General features: G+C 62.6%; 16 protein-coding genes. 11 read left to right on the top strand and 5 right to left on the bottom strand.

The genetic code is table 11. The annotated features are described in order from the left end of the window. Positions 1-187 precede the first annotated feature (187 nt). On the top strand, positions 188-706 hold the full coding sequence (locus GKC30_RS00360) for a hypothetical protein (RefSeq protein ID WP_155931438.1): 519 nt from the start codon (positions 188-190) through the stop codon (positions 704-706). A gap of 94 nt (positions 707-800) precedes the next feature. Here GKC30_RS00360 and GKC30_RS00355 read toward each other — a convergent pair whose 3' ends face one another. After that, positions 801-1,247 (bottom strand): NanQ anomerase/TabA/YiaL family protein, encoded by a 447-nt coding sequence (locus GKC30_RS00355; RefSeq protein ID WP_367613893.1) that lies wholly within the window; start codon positions 1,245-1,247, stop codon positions 801-803. 173 nt (positions 1,248-1,420) lie between these two features. Between GKC30_RS00355 and GKC30_RS00350 the strand changes: the two genes are divergently transcribed. Next, on the top strand, positions 1,421-2,122 hold the full coding sequence (locus GKC30_RS00350; protein WP_155931437.1) for an SDR family NAD(P)-dependent oxidoreductase: 702 nt from the start codon (positions 1,421-1,423) through the stop codon (positions 2,120-2,122). Positions 2,123-2,208: 86 nt separating this feature from the next. Here GKC30_RS00350 and GKC30_RS00345 read toward each other — a convergent pair whose 3' ends face one another. The 4 genes from GKC30_RS00345 to gcvH form a co-directional block, all read right to left on the bottom strand. Continuing rightward, positions 2,209-3,570 carry a dihydrolipoyl dehydrogenase family protein gene (locus GKC30_RS00345; protein ID WP_155931436.1) on the bottom strand — a complete coding sequence of 454 codons (1,362 nt, stop codon included), beginning with the start codon at positions 3,568-3,570 and terminating at the stop codon, positions 2,209-2,211. Continuing rightward, a complete protein-coding gene (gene gcvPB / locus GKC30_RS00340; RefSeq protein WP_155931435.1) occupies positions 3,560-5,002 on the bottom strand; it encodes an aminomethyl-transferring glycine dehydrogenase subunit GcvPB in 1,443 nt (480 codons plus the stop codon). The genes GKC30_RS00345 and gcvPB overlap by 11 nt, the downstream gene beginning before the upstream one ends. Beyond that, on the bottom strand, positions 4,999-6,333 hold the full coding sequence (gene gcvPA, locus GKC30_RS00335) for an aminomethyl-transferring glycine dehydrogenase subunit GcvPA (protein ID WP_155931434.1): 1,335 nt from the start codon (positions 6,331-6,333) through the stop codon (positions 4,999-5,001). Before gcvPA ends, gcvPB begins: the two co-directional genes overlap by 4 nt. Before the next feature lie 72 nt (positions 6,334-6,405). After that, entirely contained in the window at positions 6,406-6,786 is a 381-nt protein-coding gene (gcvH, locus tag GKC30_RS00330) for a glycine cleavage system protein GcvH (RefSeq protein WP_155931433.1), read from the bottom strand. Positions 6,787-7,096: 310 nt separating this feature from the next. Here gcvH and GKC30_RS00325 point away from each other — a divergent pair, with 310 nt between their 5' ends. The 9 genes from GKC30_RS00325 (at position 7,097) to GKC30_RS00285 (ending at position 16,682) form a co-directional block, all read left to right on the top strand. Then, positions 7,097-7,756 carry a class I SAM-dependent methyltransferase gene (locus GKC30_RS00325; RefSeq protein WP_155931432.1) on the top strand — a complete coding sequence of 220 codons (660 nt, stop codon included), beginning with the start codon at positions 7,097-7,099 and terminating at the stop codon, positions 7,754-7,756. Between the two features lie 23 nt (positions 7,757-7,779). Further along, positions 7,780-8,199: a nickel-responsive transcriptional regulator NikR gene (nikR, locus tag GKC30_RS00320; RefSeq protein WP_155931431.1), complete on the top strand. Its 420-nt coding sequence runs from the start codon at positions 7,780-7,782 to the stop codon at positions 8,197-8,199. Positions 8,200-8,299: 100 nt separating this feature from the next. Then, positions 8,300-9,070 (top strand): GTP cyclohydrolase FolE2, encoded by a 771-nt coding sequence (gene folE2 / locus GKC30_RS00315; RefSeq protein WP_155931430.1) that lies wholly within the window; start codon positions 8,300-8,302, stop codon positions 9,068-9,070. 43 nt (positions 9,071-9,113) lie between these two features. Beyond that, the gene (locus GKC30_RS00310; RefSeq protein WP_155931429.1) at positions 9,114-9,494 is read left to right on the top strand and encodes a hypothetical protein; all 381 of its coding nucleotides are present in this window, start codon (positions 9,114-9,116) and stop codon (positions 9,492-9,494) included. 78 nt (positions 9,495-9,572) lie between these two features. Next, positions 9,573-9,899: a flagellar basal body rod C-terminal domain-containing protein gene (locus GKC30_RS00305; RefSeq protein ID WP_155931428.1), complete on the top strand. Its 327-nt coding sequence runs from the start codon at positions 9,573-9,575 to the stop codon at positions 9,897-9,899. 119 nt (positions 9,900-10,018) lie between these two features. After that, positions 10,019-11,413 (top strand): NAD(P)/FAD-dependent oxidoreductase, encoded by a 1,395-nt coding sequence (locus GKC30_RS00300; protein WP_155931427.1) that lies wholly within the window; start codon positions 10,019-10,021, stop codon positions 11,411-11,413. A gap of 112 nt (positions 11,414-11,525) precedes the next feature. Further along, positions 11,526-12,290 (top strand): substrate-binding periplasmic protein, encoded by a 765-nt coding sequence (locus GKC30_RS00295; RefSeq protein ID WP_155931426.1) that lies wholly within the window; start codon positions 11,526-11,528, stop codon positions 12,288-12,290. 186 nt (positions 12,291-12,476) lie between these two features. After that, positions 12,477-13,493: a sigma-54 interaction domain-containing protein gene (locus GKC30_RS00290; protein ID WP_367613891.1), complete on the top strand. Its 1,017-nt coding sequence runs from the start codon at positions 12,477-12,479 to the stop codon at positions 13,491-13,493. A gap of 318 nt (positions 13,494-13,811) precedes the next feature. Beyond that, positions 13,812-16,682, top strand: coding sequence for a tetratricopeptide repeat protein (locus tag GKC30_RS00285; RefSeq protein WP_231116976.1), 2,871 nt, complete (start codon positions 13,812-13,814; stop codon positions 16,680-16,682). The last annotated feature ends 14 nt before the right edge of the window (positions 16,683-16,696 follow it).

Raw genomic sequence — 16,696 nt, 5'->3', positions numbered from 1 at the left:
AGGATACTGTGGATACCCGTTTTCGCCTCGGGTCTCAAGTCGTATGAGCATGTGGCGGATGGGGGGAAGAGCCGCGCCTCGGGGCGGAAGGGAGGGGGTGATTCCCGGCGTTGTGAAGGGTGCGCGAATGTGCTACATGCCTGTCGGCGGCCGCCCCTGCGGCCAAAGGAGCCCAGGAACACTACCCATGAACGAGATCAGGATTTCCGTTACGCTGTCATTGGATGAGACGCACCCCGAGGATGCCTACATCGACTTCAACTTGTCGGTGGACGGTCAGTTCCTGCACGAGCCCAATGTGTATGTGGACCCTGTGGACCTCGTCACCTCCTCAACCATGTCCGGCGAGTTCTTCATCTACACTTGCGACTGCGGCGATCCCTCCTGCCTGGGCATCGACGACGGTGTCGTGGTTTCGCATACTGCCGACACGGTCAAGTGGCGGCTGCGCAACCCCATCTCCTGGCCTGCCGAGGAGCCTATGCCCGACTGGACCCACGACGCAGAGTTCGTCTTTTCTCGTGAGCAGTACGTCCAGCAGGTCGCCCTGGCTCTGGACCACGCCAAGCGGCTGGCGCGGGGATTTGCCGTGAAAGGCGTCCTCTGGGCCGGGCCGGATCTGTCCGTGGAGGGGCTCATGGCCTTGGAAATGCCCCAACAGGGAGGTTTCTACGCGGCGGACATGGACGAGCAGGTGGTCCACTGAGCTACGGCCGCCTCTCCCCGCTGATTGATCCTGTGATGCCGTAAGTTGGCTCGCTGCGGGCTTTCCGGTTCTTGTGGCGGGTTTTCCTTCCCCCTTATTCCACGGGCACCTTGACCACCACCTTGTGCACCTCGCCGCCTGAGAGCATGGGCATGTGAGCATCCTCGGGAAAGTGGATGGCGATCATGCCGGGCGATACCGTTGTCCATGCCTCGGGCTTGTCGTGGTAGAAGGCTACATCCGTTCGCGTATCTGTCTCTGCTGTGGCCGGGCCGAGGTCGGGCCGCGCCTTCCAGCCGATGGTCTCGCAACCGCTCAGGACATGGTGGATGTCGATATAATGGTCATGGGTCTCCATGAGAGCTTCCATGGGGGTCCGGCCTGACCCCTTGGCGATCATGGCATAAAGCGGGCCGTCAATGTCCACCCGGCCCAAGGGCAAGGCGGACAGGTCGCTTCTGCGCAGAAAGTCGAAGGCGGCCCGGAAGCGGGGATTGAGGGCTGCGTAACGGTCGGCGTTTGCCAGGGTGTCCAGAATCACGGAAGCCTCGCTGGTTGCGGGTGGATTTTTATCGATTCAATCACATCCTGTCCTTGAAGGGAAGCGGGCAGTGGTGCCTGAGTGGGGCGGTCGTCGGCGGGTGGACGCTCGGGCCGCGTGCGGGTAGCATCAGAAATGCAACATCGAATCAAACACAGGAGAAGTGACTTCCCATGAAAAAACATATCATGATCACCGGAGGCAACAAGGGTATCGGCCTGGAAACCACCATGTTGTTCATCGAACGAGGCTGCCGCGTCACCGTCGTGGCCCGTGATTTTTCCAGCTTCCCGCTGGCCGGGAACGCTGCCGTCACGGCCGTGGAGTACGATCTGAGCGATGTGGAGGGCATCCCTGCCCTGGTGGCCCGGCTCGACCCCGTGGACGTACTGGTCAACAACGCGGGCGTCATGTACGCCCTGCCCTACGACCAGTATCCAGAAGACAAGGTGCGTACCATCCTGCGTCTCAACCTGGAGTCTCCGGCCGCCCTGATTCGCGAGACGGCCCGACACATGACCGCCCAGGGCCATGGCCGCATCGTCAACAACGCGTCCATCGCCGGGCAGATCGGCCACCCGGACATCTGGTACGGCGTGACCAAGGCCGGGCTGATCAACCTGACCAAGAGCTTTGCCAAGCTCCTCGGCCCGAGCGGGGTGGTGGTCAATGCCGTGGCCCCCGGCCCCGTGGAGACCGACATGCTTCATGTCATCCCCGAGGCCCGGAAAAAGGCGATTCTCCAGGCCGTGTACACCGGCCGTTTCGCCAGGGCCGAGGAAGTGGCCCGGGCCATTCTCTGGCTGGCCACCGACTGCCCGGAATACATTAACGGCACCTGCCTGGACATCAACAACGGGTCGTTTCCGAGGTAGCCGGGGAGCGCAAGCCGACACGGCGAAAAAGAGGGGAGGGCCGCCATGGCCTTCCCCTCTTTGTGCTCTCGGATGTGGGGTGCGGGTTATTCCACCGGGGTACGTCCGGCCTGAAGCGCGGCCAGCAGCGATTCATCCAGGGAGGGATGGGGGAAGACGATGGAGTGCAGGTCGTCGGCGGTCCAGCCCTGGCGCACGATCATGGTGGCCGGGGTGGTCAGGCGGGACACATCGTGGCCCACGGCCGTGATCCCTGCCACGCGGCCTTTGGCCCAGATCACCTTGACGAATCCCTGGGTGGCGGCATGGGCCTGGGCCATGGGATTGGCTGCCAGGGGAGCGCGGGAAACCTCGCACCCCTCGTCGGCCAGGTGGACTTCGCTCTCCATGCGGCCCACGCGCATGACCTCGGGTGCGCCGTAGAGCACACTGGGCACCGGCCCGGAGTCGTAGGGGGCGTCGGTCTTTCCGGCCACCAGGGCGGCCACGTAATGGCCCTGATGCGATGCGGCGTGAGCCAGCTGGATGATGCCGTTGACATCGCCCACGGCGTGGATGCCCGGCGCGGCCCGGAGGCGGTCATCCACCTCGATGCGCCGCATGGGGGTGGCGATGCCCACGGTTTCGAGGCCGAGCCCGTCGGTCGTCGGGCCGCGTCCCACGGCCACCAGGATGATGTCGGCCGCGAGCTTCTCGCCTGTGTCCAGGGTCAGCTCGCCTTGGCCGTCTGCGGTTCGGACGCCGGATACCCGTTTGTCGAGCAGTACGTCCCATTTCCACCGCTTGAAGATGGTCAGGAGGGCGGCCGAGACCTCGGGGTCTTCCAGCGGGGCAACCCGGTCCATGGCGTCGATGACCGTGACCCTGGCCCCGAGGCGGTGGGCCACCTGGGCCATCTCAAGGCCGATGAAGCCTGCCCCGACCACGATGAGGGAGGCGGGCATGGTCTTCATGGCCAGGAACATGTCCGAGTCGAGCACGCACTCACCGTCCGGCTCAAGGCCCGGAAAGAAGATGGGCTTGGACCCGGTGGCAATGACGACATTGGCGGATGTAAGCGTCCTGGTTCCGTCGGCCGTCTCGACCTCCACCGTGCCTTGGCCCGCCAGTCTGCCCATTCCTTCCACCAACTCCACGCCGAGCTTGCCAAGCTGCATGACCATGGCCTTGCGTGTGCCCGCCAGATGTTTGGTCACGCGGGCCTGGAGGGCTGGGAAGTCCACGACCACCTCGCCCGAGGCGACCTTCATTCTGGCCTGGTTGTGCAATTCGTCGATGGCGGACGTGGCGCCCAGCCACAGCTTGGTGGGGATGCAGCCCCGGTTGAGGCAGGTGCCGCCGAGAAAGCCCTTTTCCACCAGGGCGACCTTCAGGCCATGCCCGGCCGCGGCCACTGCCGCGTCGAATCCGCCCGGACCTCCGCCCAGGACCACGAGATCATAGGTCATCGGTCAGCTCCATGGCGCGGGCGGCGCGGGTCTCGTCGAGACGGGAGACCGGCAGGGTGCGCGGAGCGGCCTGAACGGCTGCCGGGTCTGTGGCCGCCAGCTCGGCGATACTGATGAGGGCGTCGATGAACTGGTCCAGGGTCTCCTTGTTCTCTGTCTCGGTGGGCTCGATCATGATGGATTCCGGCACGATGAGCGGGAAATAGACCGTGGGGGCGTGGTATCCCTTGTCCAGGAGCGCCTTGGCAATGTCCAGGGCGCGTACGCCGGTTTTGGCCTGTTCGGCCGCGCTGGCAACGAATTCGTGCATGCAGATGCGGTTGAAGGGAATCTCGAAGTGTTTCTCAAGCCGCTTGCGCATGTAGTTGGCCGCCAGCACGGCGTTTTCCGTGGCCCGAATCAGCCCGGCGCGGCCCAGGCGCAGGATGTAGGCATACGCCTTGAGCACAACGCCGAAGTTGCCGTAGAAAGGTGCCACGTAGCCGATGGATTTCGGGTAGTCGTAGTCGAGGAAGAACTGGCCGTCTTCGAGCTTGACCACCCGCGAGATGGGCAGGAAGGGTTCAAGTTTTTCGCACACGCCCACCGGGCCAGAGCCGGGACCGCCGCCGCCGTGGGGGGTGGCGAAGGTCTTGTGCAGGTTGAGGTGGACGATGTCGAAGCCCACGTCGCCTACGCGCATCTTTCCCATGACCGCGTTGAGGTTGGCTCCGTCGTAGTAGAGCAGGGCGTCCACCTCTCGCAGCAGGCGGACGATCTCGGGCAGGTTCTTCTCGAACAGGCCCAGCGTGTTGGGGCAGGTCATCATCATGCCCGCCACCTCGTCATCCAGCACCGCGGCCAGGGCGGCCGGGTCCACAATGCCGTCCACAGACTCCACCGAAACCACGGTGTAGCCCGCGATGGCCGCAGAGGCCGGGTTGGTGCCGTGGGCCGAGTCGGGTACGATGATCTTGGTTTTCCTGTTGCCCTTGTCCTTGTGATAGGCGGCCATGAGCATGACGCCGGTCAGTTCGCCGTGGGCCCCGGCCATGGGGTGCAGGGTGAAGGCGTGCATGCCCGTGATCTCGCAGAGCAGCCGCTCGGTTTCGTGCATGACCTCAAGGGCTCCCTGGCATTGGCCGCCCGCGCCCTGGAGCTGGGGCAGCACCGGGTGCAGCCGGGTGAAGCCGGGCAGGGCGGCCGCCACCTCGGTGAACTTGGGGTTGTATTTCATGGTGCACGAGCCGAGCGGGTAGAAGTTGCCGTCCACCCCGAAATTGCGTTGGGAGAGCCGGGTGAAGTGGCGTACCACGTCAAGCTCCGAGGCCGAGGGCAGCCCTATGTCGCCCCGGCGCAGAAGGTCGGACGGGATGAACGCCTCCTCGGACTTGCCTTCGCAGGGCCAGCATCCTTCTCGGCCGGCCACGGATGTGTCGAATATTGTCTTCATCTGAGCACCCCCCGGAGCATTTCGGCGAAGATGCCGATCTGCTCCTCGCTGGTCTTTTCGGTGCAGGCCACGAGTAGGCCGTTTTCCAGTCCTTCGTAATACCTGCCCAGCGGAAATCCGGGTACAAAGCCCCGTTCAGTCAACCGGGCGATGACCGTAAAGGCGTTGACCGGCAGGTTCACGGCGAATTCGTTGCCAAAGGGGCCCTTGGTGAGCATGGACACGCCGGGGATGGCCGTGAGCCGTTCAGCGCAGAGGTGGGCGCGTTCCACCGAGAGTCGGGCAGCGCGTTTAAGCCCCAGTTCGCCGAGGGCGCACATGTGTACCAAGGCCCGCAGGGCGCACAGGGACTGGTTGGAGCAGATGTTTGAGGTGGCCTTCTGGCGGCGGATGTGCTGCTCGCGGGCTTGCAGTGTCAGCACGTAGCCGGTGCGGCCTTCGTCGTCCACGGTGCGGCCCACGATACGGCCGGGCATCTGGCGGATCATCTCCTTGGTGCAGGTCATGATGCCAAGGTAGGGGCCGCCGAAGGACAGGGGCAGCCCCAGGGACTGGCCCTCGGCCACGGCCACGGCCGCGCCCATTTCGCCCGGTGTCTTGAGCAGGGCCTGGAGCACGGGGTAGGCCGAGATGACGGCCACGGCCCCTCTGGCCCTGGCAGCGGCAAAGAGGTCGGTGAAGTCGTTGATGGCCCCGAAGAAATTCGGATTCTGGACGAGCACGGCGGCGGTGTCATCGTCCAGGGCCGCCGTAAGTCCGGCCAGGTCGGTCTGGCCGTCAAGATGGGGAACGGTGACAAGCTCAAGGTCCAGGTTCGAGGTATAGGAGCCGAGCATGACCCGGTAGATGGGGTTGAGCCCCTCGGAGACGATGATCTTGCGCCGCCTGGTTTTGCGTACCGCCATCATCAGCGCCTCGTAGAGCGCGGTTCCTCCGTCGTAGACCGAGGCGTTGGCGCATTCCATGCCCAGCAGCCGGGTTACGGCGGTCTGGTATTCGAAGATGGCCTGGAGCGTTCCCTGGGATGCCTCGGGCTGGTAAGGCGTGTAGGCGGTGTAGAATTCGCCGCGCATGGTCAGTGCGTCCACCGCGGCCGGGATGTAATGGTCGTAGAATCCGGCCCCGAGGAAGCTGGTGCGGTCAATGGCGTTTTTGCCAGCCAGGGCTTCCAGCCTGGCCAGGACTTCCATCTCGCTCAATCCTTCGGGGATGTCGAAGCTGGCCGGGCGCATCTCGGCCGAGATCTCGGCAAAGAGGTCGCCGATGGAGGCGACTCCGATGGCGGCGAGCATTTCCCTGACTTCATCTTCGGTATGGGGAACATAGGGCATGGGCTATACCTGCTGGGTGGTGGTGAAAATCAAAGCGGCCGGAGCAGGTGCGCTCCGGCCGAAAATGTGGCGCTAGTGGCTCTCGGACTCGACCACGGCGGCGTAGCCCCTGGCATCGAGCAACCCCTCGGGAGCGGCCGCGATGCGGAACTTGAGCAGCCAGCCGTCGCCGTAGGGAGCCTCGTTGACCTTTTCCGGGGCGTCTTCCAGCGACTCGTTTATCTCGATGACTTCGCCCGCCACCGGGGCGTATATCTCGCTGGCCGCCTTGACAGACTCGACCGAGCCCATCTCGGCTCCGGCCTCGAAGGTGTCACCCACTCCGGGCAGTTCCACGAAGGTCAAATCGCCCAGTTGCTCCTGGGCGAAGTGGGTGATGCCCACCGTGGCCACATCGCCCTCGATGCGGCACCATTCATGGGATTTGGCGTAGAGAAGATTGTCGGGAATCATGGTGGTTCATCTCCTTAAAAATAATATGTCGGAAGAAAGCTGATCGACAAAAGCTATCCTGTAAACGTACCACGCTCCAATGCCGTTGGAAATAGTAAAAAATATGACGCTTTTTCTGCCCGTATGTCCATTTTCCGAATTTTGTGTGTCGGTCGCCAAAAATATGACACCCATCCACTTGCCAGAGGATGTCTCATGGTGTGGTATAAAGTGATACGAACACCGTTGACCATGGCACGTTGCGCATGTACCCTCCTTCATGCGTATGATTGGCGATTCTACTGTCGACGGCCGTGAAGCCGCGTCCAACATGGGAAACCAGCCAGACTGTCCTTCGCGTGTGTCCGTGGAGGTTGGCGGCAGGGTGTGGGTTCTCGAGCGCGAGGCCGACATGGAGGCGCTGTGGGATCGGATGGGCGAGGGCGACATGGGCGAGGACGAGCGGCTGCCTTACTGGGCCGAGGTCTGGCCCGCCAGCGTACTGCTGGGGCGGCATATTCTGCGCAACGCGGATACGCTGCGCGGCAGGCCCTGCCTGGATATGGGTTGCGGTCTGGGACTGACCGGCATCCTTGCCAGCCATGCCGGAGCGCGGGTGGTGGCCTTTGACTACGAGTGGCCCGCCGTGCGATTCGCCCGTGGCAACGCGGCCCTGAACAGTGTTCCCCAGCCGTTGTGGACGCTTATGGACTGGCGCGAGCCTGCCGTGCGCGTCAACGGCTTCGACTTTATATGGGGCGGCGATGTGCTCTACGAAAAGCGGTTCTTTGAGCCGATCATCCGTCTGTTTCGCCAAGCCCTGGCCCCAGGCGGCAGGATATGGATCGGCGAGCCGGTGCGCAGCGTGTCCAGGCCGGTGTGGGAGATGGTGCGGCGTCATGGTTTTTCGGCCGAACTGCTGACGGTGGAGAAAGTGGTCCTGTGCGGCCAGAACGCCACGGTAAATTTGTGGGAAATGACCATACCCTGAACGCAACCTGATCGGAGGGAAGCATGGGCAAGACCATTCGTTTCGGCGTGTCTCTGGATTCTGAACTGCTGGAAAAATTCGACCAGCACTGCGAGGAGCGCAGCTATCAGACCCGCTCCGAGGCCATCCGCGACCTGATTCGCAACACTCTGGTCCAACGCGAATGGGAGCAGGCCGAAGGGGATCTTGCCGGAACCCTCACCCTGGTCTACGACCACCACAAGTCGGGCCTCTCGCAGAAGCTGACAGAGATCCAGCACGATCACCATCAGGTCATCCAGTCGTCCCTGCATGTCCATCTGGACCACCACAACTGCCTTGAGGTGATCATTCTCAAAGGCGACGCCGACGCCATCAAGACTCTGGGGCAGCAACTCATCTCAACCAAAGGCGTCAAACACGGCAATCTTGCCCTGACCACCACGGGCAAGGACCTCATTTAGCCCGGCCCGCCGACAACGCTTCGGCGGCACGGCTTCACCCTCTTCCGGCGTGGTCACGTCCGTCGTGTCCCCGTGCCCGGAGATAACGGAAGAAAGAGACATGGAAGACGTACAAAAGCATGTGGCGGACATCGCCATGCCCATCGACCGGGTGGGCGTCAAGGGGCTTCGGCTGCCCATCATCGTCCGCGACCGCGAGTCGGGCATCCAACACACCGTGGCCCAGGTCTCCCTGTCCGTGGACCTGCCTGCCGAGTTCAAGGGGACGCACATGAGCCGGTTCGTGGAGGCCCTGGAGCATTGGTCCGGCGAGCTGGACTACAACACCTTCCTGACCCTGCTCGACGACATCGTGGGGCGGCTCCAGGCCCGCAGCGCCCATGTGCGCTTCGTGTTCCCGTACTTCCTGCGGCGCAAGTCGCCCGTGAGCGGGGCCGACTGCCTCATGGACTACACCTGCCGGGTGGACGGCGAATACCGCGACGACACCCTGACCTTCACTCTGGGCGCGGACGTACCGGTCATGACCGTATGCCCCTGCTCCAAGGCCATCTCGGACGAGGGTGCCCACTCCCAACGGGCCGAGGTACGCATTCAGACCCGGTTCAAGGGCTTCCTCTGGCTTGAGGACATCATCGAAATCGGTGAGCGGGCCGGGTCGTGCCCGGTTTACTCGCTGCTCAAGCGCGAGGACGAAAAGTTTGTCACTGAACACGCCTTCGCCAACCCCGCCTTTGTGGAGGACGTGGTCCGCGCCGCAGCCCAGGGACTGGAGGAACATCCCCAGATCCGCTGGTACCGCGTGGAGGTGGAGAGCTTCGAGTCCATCCACAATCACTCGGCCTTCGCGGTTATTGAAAGCGGGGGTTGATCCGTGTAAGGGGAGGGATAATCACCGACCCGAGGAGTCGATCATGAAACGCATTGCCATGCTCACCCTGGTTCTGATGACCGTTGCCTTTGCCCTTTGCGTGACCGAGGCCCGTGCAGGGGAGGCCAAGCCCTGCCACGTCCACTTCACCGTGATCCCCGCGGTCATGCCAGACGGCTCTGACCCTGGGCCGGCCCTGGTCGAATTCCGGGCCGAACTGATCCGTCTTGCGGGCGGCTATACCGAACTCGGCCCGTCTCGCGGCGGCAAGATGCACCCCGAGGGCATCGTCCACGAGGAGAACATCGCCTTTGTCGTTGGCGCGGATCGCGACCTGAGCGGTCAGATCAAGACGCTGACCCGGCGTCTCTTCGGCGAGGCCAACGTGTTTATCCTGGCCTGGCCCGGCTCGGCCACCTTCTAGGCGGCTTGCCTCCCGCGTCGGGACAGGGTATGGTTATTCCTGGCTGCTTCCCCGAAGCCGAAGAGGGGGTCTCACAACATGTCCGACATCAGCCTTTCCGCGCTCTCGGCGCTCTCAACGGTCCAGCAGGTCTCGGCCAACAACATCGCCAACGTCAACACCGAGGGCTTCAGGGCCAGTTCGGTGACGCTCGAATCCGGTCCCGGGGACCAGGGTGTCCGCGTTTCGGCCATTCGCGAGAGTTCCGCGCCCGCGCCCTTCATCGGCGGAGTGGAGGGGGCCAACACCGACATCGCCACCGAGATGGTGGACATGATCACCACGGGCCACGCCTTTTCGGCTAATACGGCGGTGGTCCGCGCCTCCGAGGAGATGACCGGCCATCTGTTGAACATGATTGTCTGATCCCGGCTTGACAGTTCCGCATCCCGTGTCTTACGGTAGATAATGGCCCGTTTGTGTGCACTGCGAATCCGGTGCGGCGCAACGCGGGCCATACTTGCGCTCAACCCGAGAGGAAGAAAATGAACAAGACCGTCAGGACCGATTTCGACGTTATCATCGTGGGCGGTGGCCCGGCAGGGCTTTTTGCCGCATACCATCTGGCCGAGCACGGCGAGCTCGACGTGCTGGTCATCGAAAAGGGCAAGCGGCCCCTGGCCCGCAACTGTCCCATTTCCGGCGACCAGGAGTGCATCAAGTGCCGCCCCTGCAACATTCTCAGCGGCATCGGCGGGGCAGGGCTCTTCTCCGACGGCAAGCTCAATTTCATCCATACCCTGGGCAAGACCGACCTGACCCAGTTCATGGGCGTGTCCGAGGCCAGGGCGCTCATCGACGAGACCGAGGCCATCTTCAACCGCTTCAACATGGACGGCAAGGTCTTCCCCACGGACATGACCAAGGCCGAGGAAATCCGCAAGCAGGCCCGCAGGGTGGGCATCGACCTGCTGGTCATCAAGCAGAAGCACCTGGGCAGCGACAATCTGCCCGGCCATATCGCGGCCATGGCCGAGTATATCCAGGACAGGGGCGTGACCTTCCACACCTCGGAGACGGTCAAGGATGTGTCGGTCAGCCACGGCCGCGTCACCGGGGTGATCACCAACCGGCAGGAATATACGGCAAGGAACGTCATCCTGGCGCCGGGCCGGGTGGGGGCCGAGTGGGTGGGCTCATTGGTGCGCAAACACGGCATCGAGGTCTCTCAGCGCGGTATCGAGGTGGGGGTGCGGGTGGAGGTGCACAACGAGATCATGCAGGACATCTGCTCGGTCATCTACGACCCGACCTTTTTCGTGCGCACCACCAAGTACGACGATCTGACCCGCACCTTTTGCACCAACTACGGCGGATTCGTGGCCCTGGAGAACTATCAGGATTTCGTCTGCGTCAACGGGCACGCGCTCATGAACACCAAGTCCGACAACACCAACTTCGCCTTCCTCTCCAAGGTTGTGCTCAACGATCCGGTGGAGGACAATCAGGCTTACGGTGAGGCCATCGGGAGGCTGGCCACCCTGATCGGCGGAGGCAAGCCCATCCTGCAACGGTACGGCGACCTGCGCCGGGGCCGCCGCTCCACCTGGGACCGTATCCGCCACAGCTACATTGAGCCGACCATGAAGAACGCCATTCCCGGCGATATCGCCATGGCCCTGCCCGAGCGTATTCTGACCAACCTCATGGACGGCCTGGAGAAGCTCAACAATGTGGTGCCCGGCGTGTCCAACGACGAGACACTGCTCTATGCCCCGGAGATCAAGTTTTTCGCCACCCAGGTGGAAACCCGTGCACACCTGGAGACAGCCGTTGAGGGCCTCTTTGTGGCGGGCGACGGCCCCGGGGTGGCGGGCAATATCGTGGGCGCGGCCGCCACGGCCCTGGTTCCGGCCAAGGAGATCCTGCGCCGGGCGTAGGAATCGCCGTCCATAAAGTGATGAATACAGCCCGGCCGGTCCGGGCTTTTCATTTTCTGACGATTGGGCTAGCCTGTGTCTGGATGGGATACAACCAGCTCACGGGGATCGTATGCGTATCGCCTTTCGTCTGCTTGCCCTTGTCCTGTGCCTGATGGCCGTACCGCTGTCCGCGTCGGCCAATGAGGACGGCGACACCCTTCTGGTCGTGTATCTCGAGTTCCCTCCCTATTATTACACCACTTCCACCGGCAGGCCGGAAGGCTTCCTGCTGCGCAAGACGGCCAACATCCTGCGCGTGGCCGGGATCAAACCCAGGTTCCAGTCCATGCCCGCCAAGCGGATTCTGCAACTCATGCACTCCGAGGAGCCGGTCTGTTCCATCGGCTGGTTCAAAACCCCGCAGCGGGAACAGTATGCACAATTCTCCCGGCCGATATACCAAAACAAGCCGTTGGAAGTGCTTTATCTGATCAACAACAACGACATATGGGACAGCACGCATACCCTGGCCGGTATTCTTGCCGACCACTCCATCAGCTTGGGAGTGCTTGAAGGGTATTCGCTGGGTGCGCCGGTTGACGAGGCCATCGCCCGGGCACGTCCAGGCATGGCACGGGTTAATGGCGATTACGCCCAACTGGTCCGCATGCTGGCCATGGAGCGGTTCGACTGCATCCTTGTCGCTCCAGAAGAGAAGGATTCCCTGATCCGTGTCAACGGACTGCCCGCGGATATATTTGGCAGCAGAGCCCTGCCGGACATCCCTTCGGGCAACATGCGCCACCTCATGTTCAGCCGAGGAGTGCCTGCCAGTGTCATCGAGCGCGTAAACCAGGCCATCAAGGCCGTTGATACTGTTGACATCCCCCGCTGAGGTCCAGTGTCGTTTCACCGGATATCCATTCCCTCTCACAGCTCCGGCGCAGGTTCTTAAGCGGGCCAATGTTGTCCGGACCTGTTGACACGCCGTCATTTTGTTGACAGTGATGGTCAAGGTGCAGATAAGGCCATGCGGGGCAGCCCCCTTTGGCAGAATTTCCACGCCATTACGCAAGGAGAAGTGATGCTCAAATTGGATGGCATCATCGGCGGCAGTTCCGCCCTGGCCCAAGTGTTCAAGGTGCTGGCCAAGGTCGCGCCTACGGACAGCACCGTGCTCGTTACCGGCGAATCCGGCACGGGCAAGGAGCTGTTGGTGCGCGCCCTGCACCGCAACAGCACCCGCCGCGACAACGCCTTTGTGCCCATCAATTGCGGGGCCATTCCGCGGGAGCTTCTTGAATCCGAATTGTTCGGCCACGAGAAGGGCGCCTTCACCCACGCCATCCGCACCCGTCCGGGCCGGTTCGAGCTGGCAGACGGCGGTACCATTTTTCTCGACGAGATAGGCGAGATGGATCTGAGCCTGCAGGTCAAGATTTTGCGTGCCCTGCAGGAGAAGGAAATCGAGCGGGTCGGCGGCACTTGTGTCAAGAAGGTGGATGTTCGCGTGGTGGCCGCCACCAATCGCGATCTTGAGGAAGAGGTTCGGACCGGACGGTTCCGCGAGGATCTCTTCTACCGGCTCAACGTCATCCCTCTGCATCTGCCGCCCCTGCGCGAGAGGGGGGGCGACATCCTGCTTCTGGCCCAGCATTTTCTTTCCTCCCATTGCAAGACCAAGGACCGCAAGCCCCTGACCCTCTCGGAACGCGCCCGCGAGATGCTTTTGACCTACTCCTGGCCGGGCAATGTCCGCGAGCTGGAAAACTTCATGGAGCGGCTTTCCATCCTCTGCGATGCCGGTGAGGTCACGCCCGAGGATCTGCCGGACAAGATGTTTCACGACATCGGCGAAAAGCCGCTGCGCAAGGTGGTCGAAGTGGAGTCCTTGCGGCCAGCTGGGTTTGTCTGGCCTACGCTCAAGGATATGGAGGACAAGGGGCTCAAGCTCAAGGACTTCATTGAAACCATTGAGGGGAGGCTGTTGGAAGAGGCGCTGGATCAGTGTGACGGTGTCAAGAACAAGGCCGCAGAGATGGTCGGGATCAAACGCACGACCCTCATTGAGAAGCTGAAGAAACGGGATCTGCTGTGACCCGTCGCCCATGGCTGCATTATCTCCGATGCGCCGTGTAGCACGACAATTGCATAACTGCTCGACGTGACTGTGAAAAGAGCCAAATTCACCCCCTGGCCCGTTGCGCTGGCCCTGATTGCCTGGTTGTGCCTGCCTGATCCGGCGGCGGCCCTGCGCGTGAATTTTGCCTCTCAGGGGGATTCTGACAGGCTCACTTTTTCTTTTGATTCCGGCTCTTTGCCTGAAAATTCAGTGCGTCGGACAGGCCCGCGGGAGCTTCGGGTCCAACTCCCGGCGACCATTTGGGATACCGAGCCTCGGCCAGGAACCAAGGATATGCCGGGCAAATTGGTGGAGGCCATCCGTTCCGACGACGAGGGCGTCCTCATCACCACCAAGACCGATGCCTTTGGCTTCATCAGTCTGCCCACTCCGGGCAGGCCGGAGTTTGTGCTTCAGATTTTCCGCGACCCCATCGGAGCGCGCTGGCGTCCGCCGTCCGAGGCTGCTCAGGCCCCCAGGCCGACCGCAGAGCCCGCCGAGGCTGCGGAGCCGACCTCCGAAGCCGTCCCGGTGCAAGGGAGTGGGCCTGCCGAAACCCAGCTGCCCCCGGAATCAGGCGTTCCCGCCGACCGCCGCCCCTTCTTTGCCGTGCCTTATTCCGTGCGCACCGAGGTGGCTCCGCCTGGTGACGTGGCTGTTTCAGACGAGGCCCCGGTCCCTTCAGTCCCTGATGCGTCAGGGGCGCAGGTCCCCGCTCCGGTGGCTGCCTCCCCTGAACGGACAGGCGAGTATCCGGCATCGAGCGCCCTGCGATTCAGGGCCCAAAACCGGACGGCCGATGAGGTCAAGTTCGCGGAGCTGGCCGGTCCGTTTTCCGGCGGAGCCCAGGTGGTGGACGCCTCGCCCATCCCAGGGTCCGACGGTTCCATGGTGGGCGGCCACGTTGCGCCGCCTCCCGGTGCGGTTCAAATCGACCCGGGATTCCGGGAGCAGACCCAGGAGTCTGATGGCTTTCAGGCGGTGCCTGGGGACCCATCCCACCAGGAAGGCATGGCCGGAGATCTGGCCGCGCCGCCCGCCGTGGTGCAGGGTGCGCCGCCTCCGGTTCTGAGCCCTGAGGAGGCGGCCCAGGTGGCAGAGCAGGGCCCGGCGGTCACGGTGGAGCCTCTGGCCCAGGAGGCTCCGGCGCCCGAAGCGCTGCCCGAGCCCGAATCCGAAACTCCGGCAAGTATCAGGGAGCGGGAGTTGGCCGAGCAGGTCCAGGATGCCCAGTCCCTCATGTTCAGCGGCAAGCTGGGCGAGGCCCTGCCGCTTTTCGAAGATATTCTCAGACAGCCTGAGGTGCCTCTGGATATTCGCGAAGAGACGCTCTACGCTGTGGCCGACATCAAGAAACAGCTTTATGGTCATGACCTCTCAGGTCATTTCGGCGAGATCGCCCAGGCCTTCATCGAGGCCATGAACGCCAATCTTCAATCCACCCGTGTGCCCAGCTCCCTGCTCAACCTCGGCCTGCTCAACCTCCAGGTGAACAATTTTCCCGAAGCCAAGGCATATTTCAAGGTTCTGCAGGACAATTACCCCGATGACGACAACATCCCCTCCATCAGTTACTACTGGGGTGAATACTATTATCGCCGGGGCGAGTATCTCAAGGCAGCGGACCAGTTCCAGTATCTCATTCAGACCTATCCCGAGCACCAGTTGGCCAAACCCGCGTCCTATTATCTGGCCCAGTCCCTCAACCGGACCGGATTCGTGGAGCAGGCCTATCAGATCGTGGACTACATCGATAAACGCTGGCCGGATTATTACATGGAAAACATGGAATTTCTGCGGCTGGCGGGCGGTGTGGAGATGGCTCTTGAGAAGTGGGCTCAGGCCAAGGACCATTTCTTCACCTACTACAACCTCAATCCAGAGAGCGAGGGCGCGGATGTGGTTCTGGCCCGCATCGGCGACATCTACTTGCATCTGGGTGAAAAGGACGCGGCAAAGCAGATATATGAGCGGACCGTGCTGGAATTCCCGACCAAGGAAGGCGGGCTGGTGGCCAGCATGCGTCTGGCCGAGGAGGGCATCTATGACGACCCGTCCATGATGGATATGGTCAGCGTCTTCGATCGGCCTTACAACCTGCGTCCCGAGCGGATATACCAACAGATAGTGGAACAGTTCCCGGACAGCCCGCTGGCCCCGGTGGCCCAACTCAAGCTGGCCATGTGGTATGCCTTTAACCGCCAGTATCCCGAAGCCCTGGGCGCTGCCCAGGATCTCATAGAGAAGTATCCCTCCAGTCCGCTGGTGGCCAGGGCGCGCTCCCTGGGCGACTCGGTCTTTGCCTTGGCCGTGCCCGGCATGGTTGCCGAGGAGCGCTTTGGCAGGGTCGTCAGATACTGGGAGACTTACGACTTCATCGGGCAGGAAGATACCAAGGTCGACGATGCGGTCATTCTTCAGGTGGCCCTCAGCTACTCGCGGATAGGCAAGCCGGAAAAGGCCCTTGAGCTGATCAGGCCCTACCTGGTGCCAGAGCAGAAGCCCGGCGTGTCCGACGAGGCTCTGGGGCTTGCCGTGAATATCTATCTCGACCAGCTGGCCTGGAAGGAGATAGCCGATGTGGTAGAGATGGCCCGGACCAACTGGTCCCTGTCGCCCGAGCGGCTGCGCCAGTTCGAGTACGCCAGGGCCATGTCGCTGCAGAATCTCGGGGAGGCGTCCAAAGCGCTGGTGATGTGGGCCGAGCTGGCCAAGGATGTCAAGGTGGACCCGGCTTTTCGCGCTTACGCCATGTACTATATGGCCAAGTCGGCCATGGAGGAGCAGGATCTTCGTCGGGTATTCGTCTATGCTCAGGAGGCGTTGTCCCTGCTGTTGCAGACCCGGGGCGATCCCGAGAAGGTCAAGGACGCCGTACTCATGTCCATCTATGCCACAGAGCGCTCCGGGCGCTACGAGGAGGCCCTCAAGTGGGCCAGGGAGTATGACCGCTACATTGACGTGGGCAATCCCGAGTGGGCCTCGACCCGGTTCAAGCTGGCGCGGATCTATCGCAAGGCAGGTGCCATGGACGAGTGGAAGCAGCTCCTGAGCGACATTGTCGAGAAAAAACCCGAGAGCCTTCAGGCCCAGTTGGCGAAATCGGCGTTGGACACCTATGAGTTGGAGCAGAAGGCGCAACAGTACGCACCCGCTCCACGCTAGGGAGAAGGAGAGAG

Source organism: Pseudodesulfovibrio alkaliphilus (genome assembly GCF_009729555.1).
GTDB classification, from domain to species: domain Bacteria; phylum Desulfobacterota; class Desulfovibrionia; order Desulfovibrionales; family Desulfovibrionaceae; genus Pseudodesulfovibrio; species Pseudodesulfovibrio alkaliphilus.
Note: the sequence above shows the minus strand (reverse complement) of the source record. Positions and strands in the feature narration are given on the sequence as shown.

Coding starts and splice junctions, on each gene's coding strand:
- nikR (WP_155931431.1), top strand. CDS start 7,780: ATGGGCAAGACCATTCGTTTCGGCGTGTCTCTGGATTCTGAACTGCTG.
- folE2 (WP_155931430.1), top strand. CDS start 8,300: ATGGAAGACGTACAAAAGCATGTGGCGGACATCGCCATGCCCATCGAC.
- GKC30_RS00295 (WP_155931426.1), top strand. CDS start 11,526: ATGCGTATCGCCTTTCGTCTGCTTGCCCTTGTCCTGTGCCTGATGGCC.
- gcvPA (WP_155931434.1), bottom strand. CDS start 6,333: ATGCCCTATGTTCCCCATACCGAAGATGAAGTCAGGGAAATGCTCGCC.
- GKC30_RS00310 (WP_155931429.1), top strand. CDS start 9,114: ATGAAACGCATTGCCATGCTCACCCTGGTTCTGATGACCGTTGCCTTT.
- GKC30_RS00285 (WP_231116976.1), top strand. CDS start 13,812: ATGCCGGGCAAATTGGTGGAGGCCATCCGTTCCGACGACGAGGGCGTC.
- GKC30_RS00325 (WP_155931432.1), top strand. CDS start 7,097: ATGGGAAACCAGCCAGACTGTCCTTCGCGTGTGTCCGTGGAGGTTGGC.
- gcvPB (WP_155931435.1), bottom strand. CDS start 5,002: ATGAAGACAATATTCGACACATCCGTGGCCGGCCGAGAAGGATGCTGG.
- GKC30_RS00300 (WP_155931427.1), top strand. CDS start 10,019: ATGAACAAGACCGTCAGGACCGATTTCGACGTTATCATCGTGGGCGGT.
- gcvH (WP_155931433.1), bottom strand. CDS start 6,786: ATGATTCCCGACAATCTTCTCTACGCCAAATCCCATGAATGGTGCCGC.
- GKC30_RS00350 (WP_155931437.1), top strand. CDS start 1,421: ATGAAAAAACATATCATGATCACCGGAGGCAACAAGGGTATCGGCCTG.
- GKC30_RS00305 (WP_155931428.1), top strand. CDS start 9,573: ATGTCCGACATCAGCCTTTCCGCGCTCTCGGCGCTCTCAACGGTCCAG.
- GKC30_RS00360 (WP_155931438.1), top strand. CDS start 188: ATGAACGAGATCAGGATTTCCGTTACGCTGTCATTGGATGAGACGCAC.
- GKC30_RS00345 (WP_155931436.1), bottom strand. CDS start 3,570: ATGACCTATGATCTCGTGGTCCTGGGCGGAGGTCCGGGCGGATTCGAC.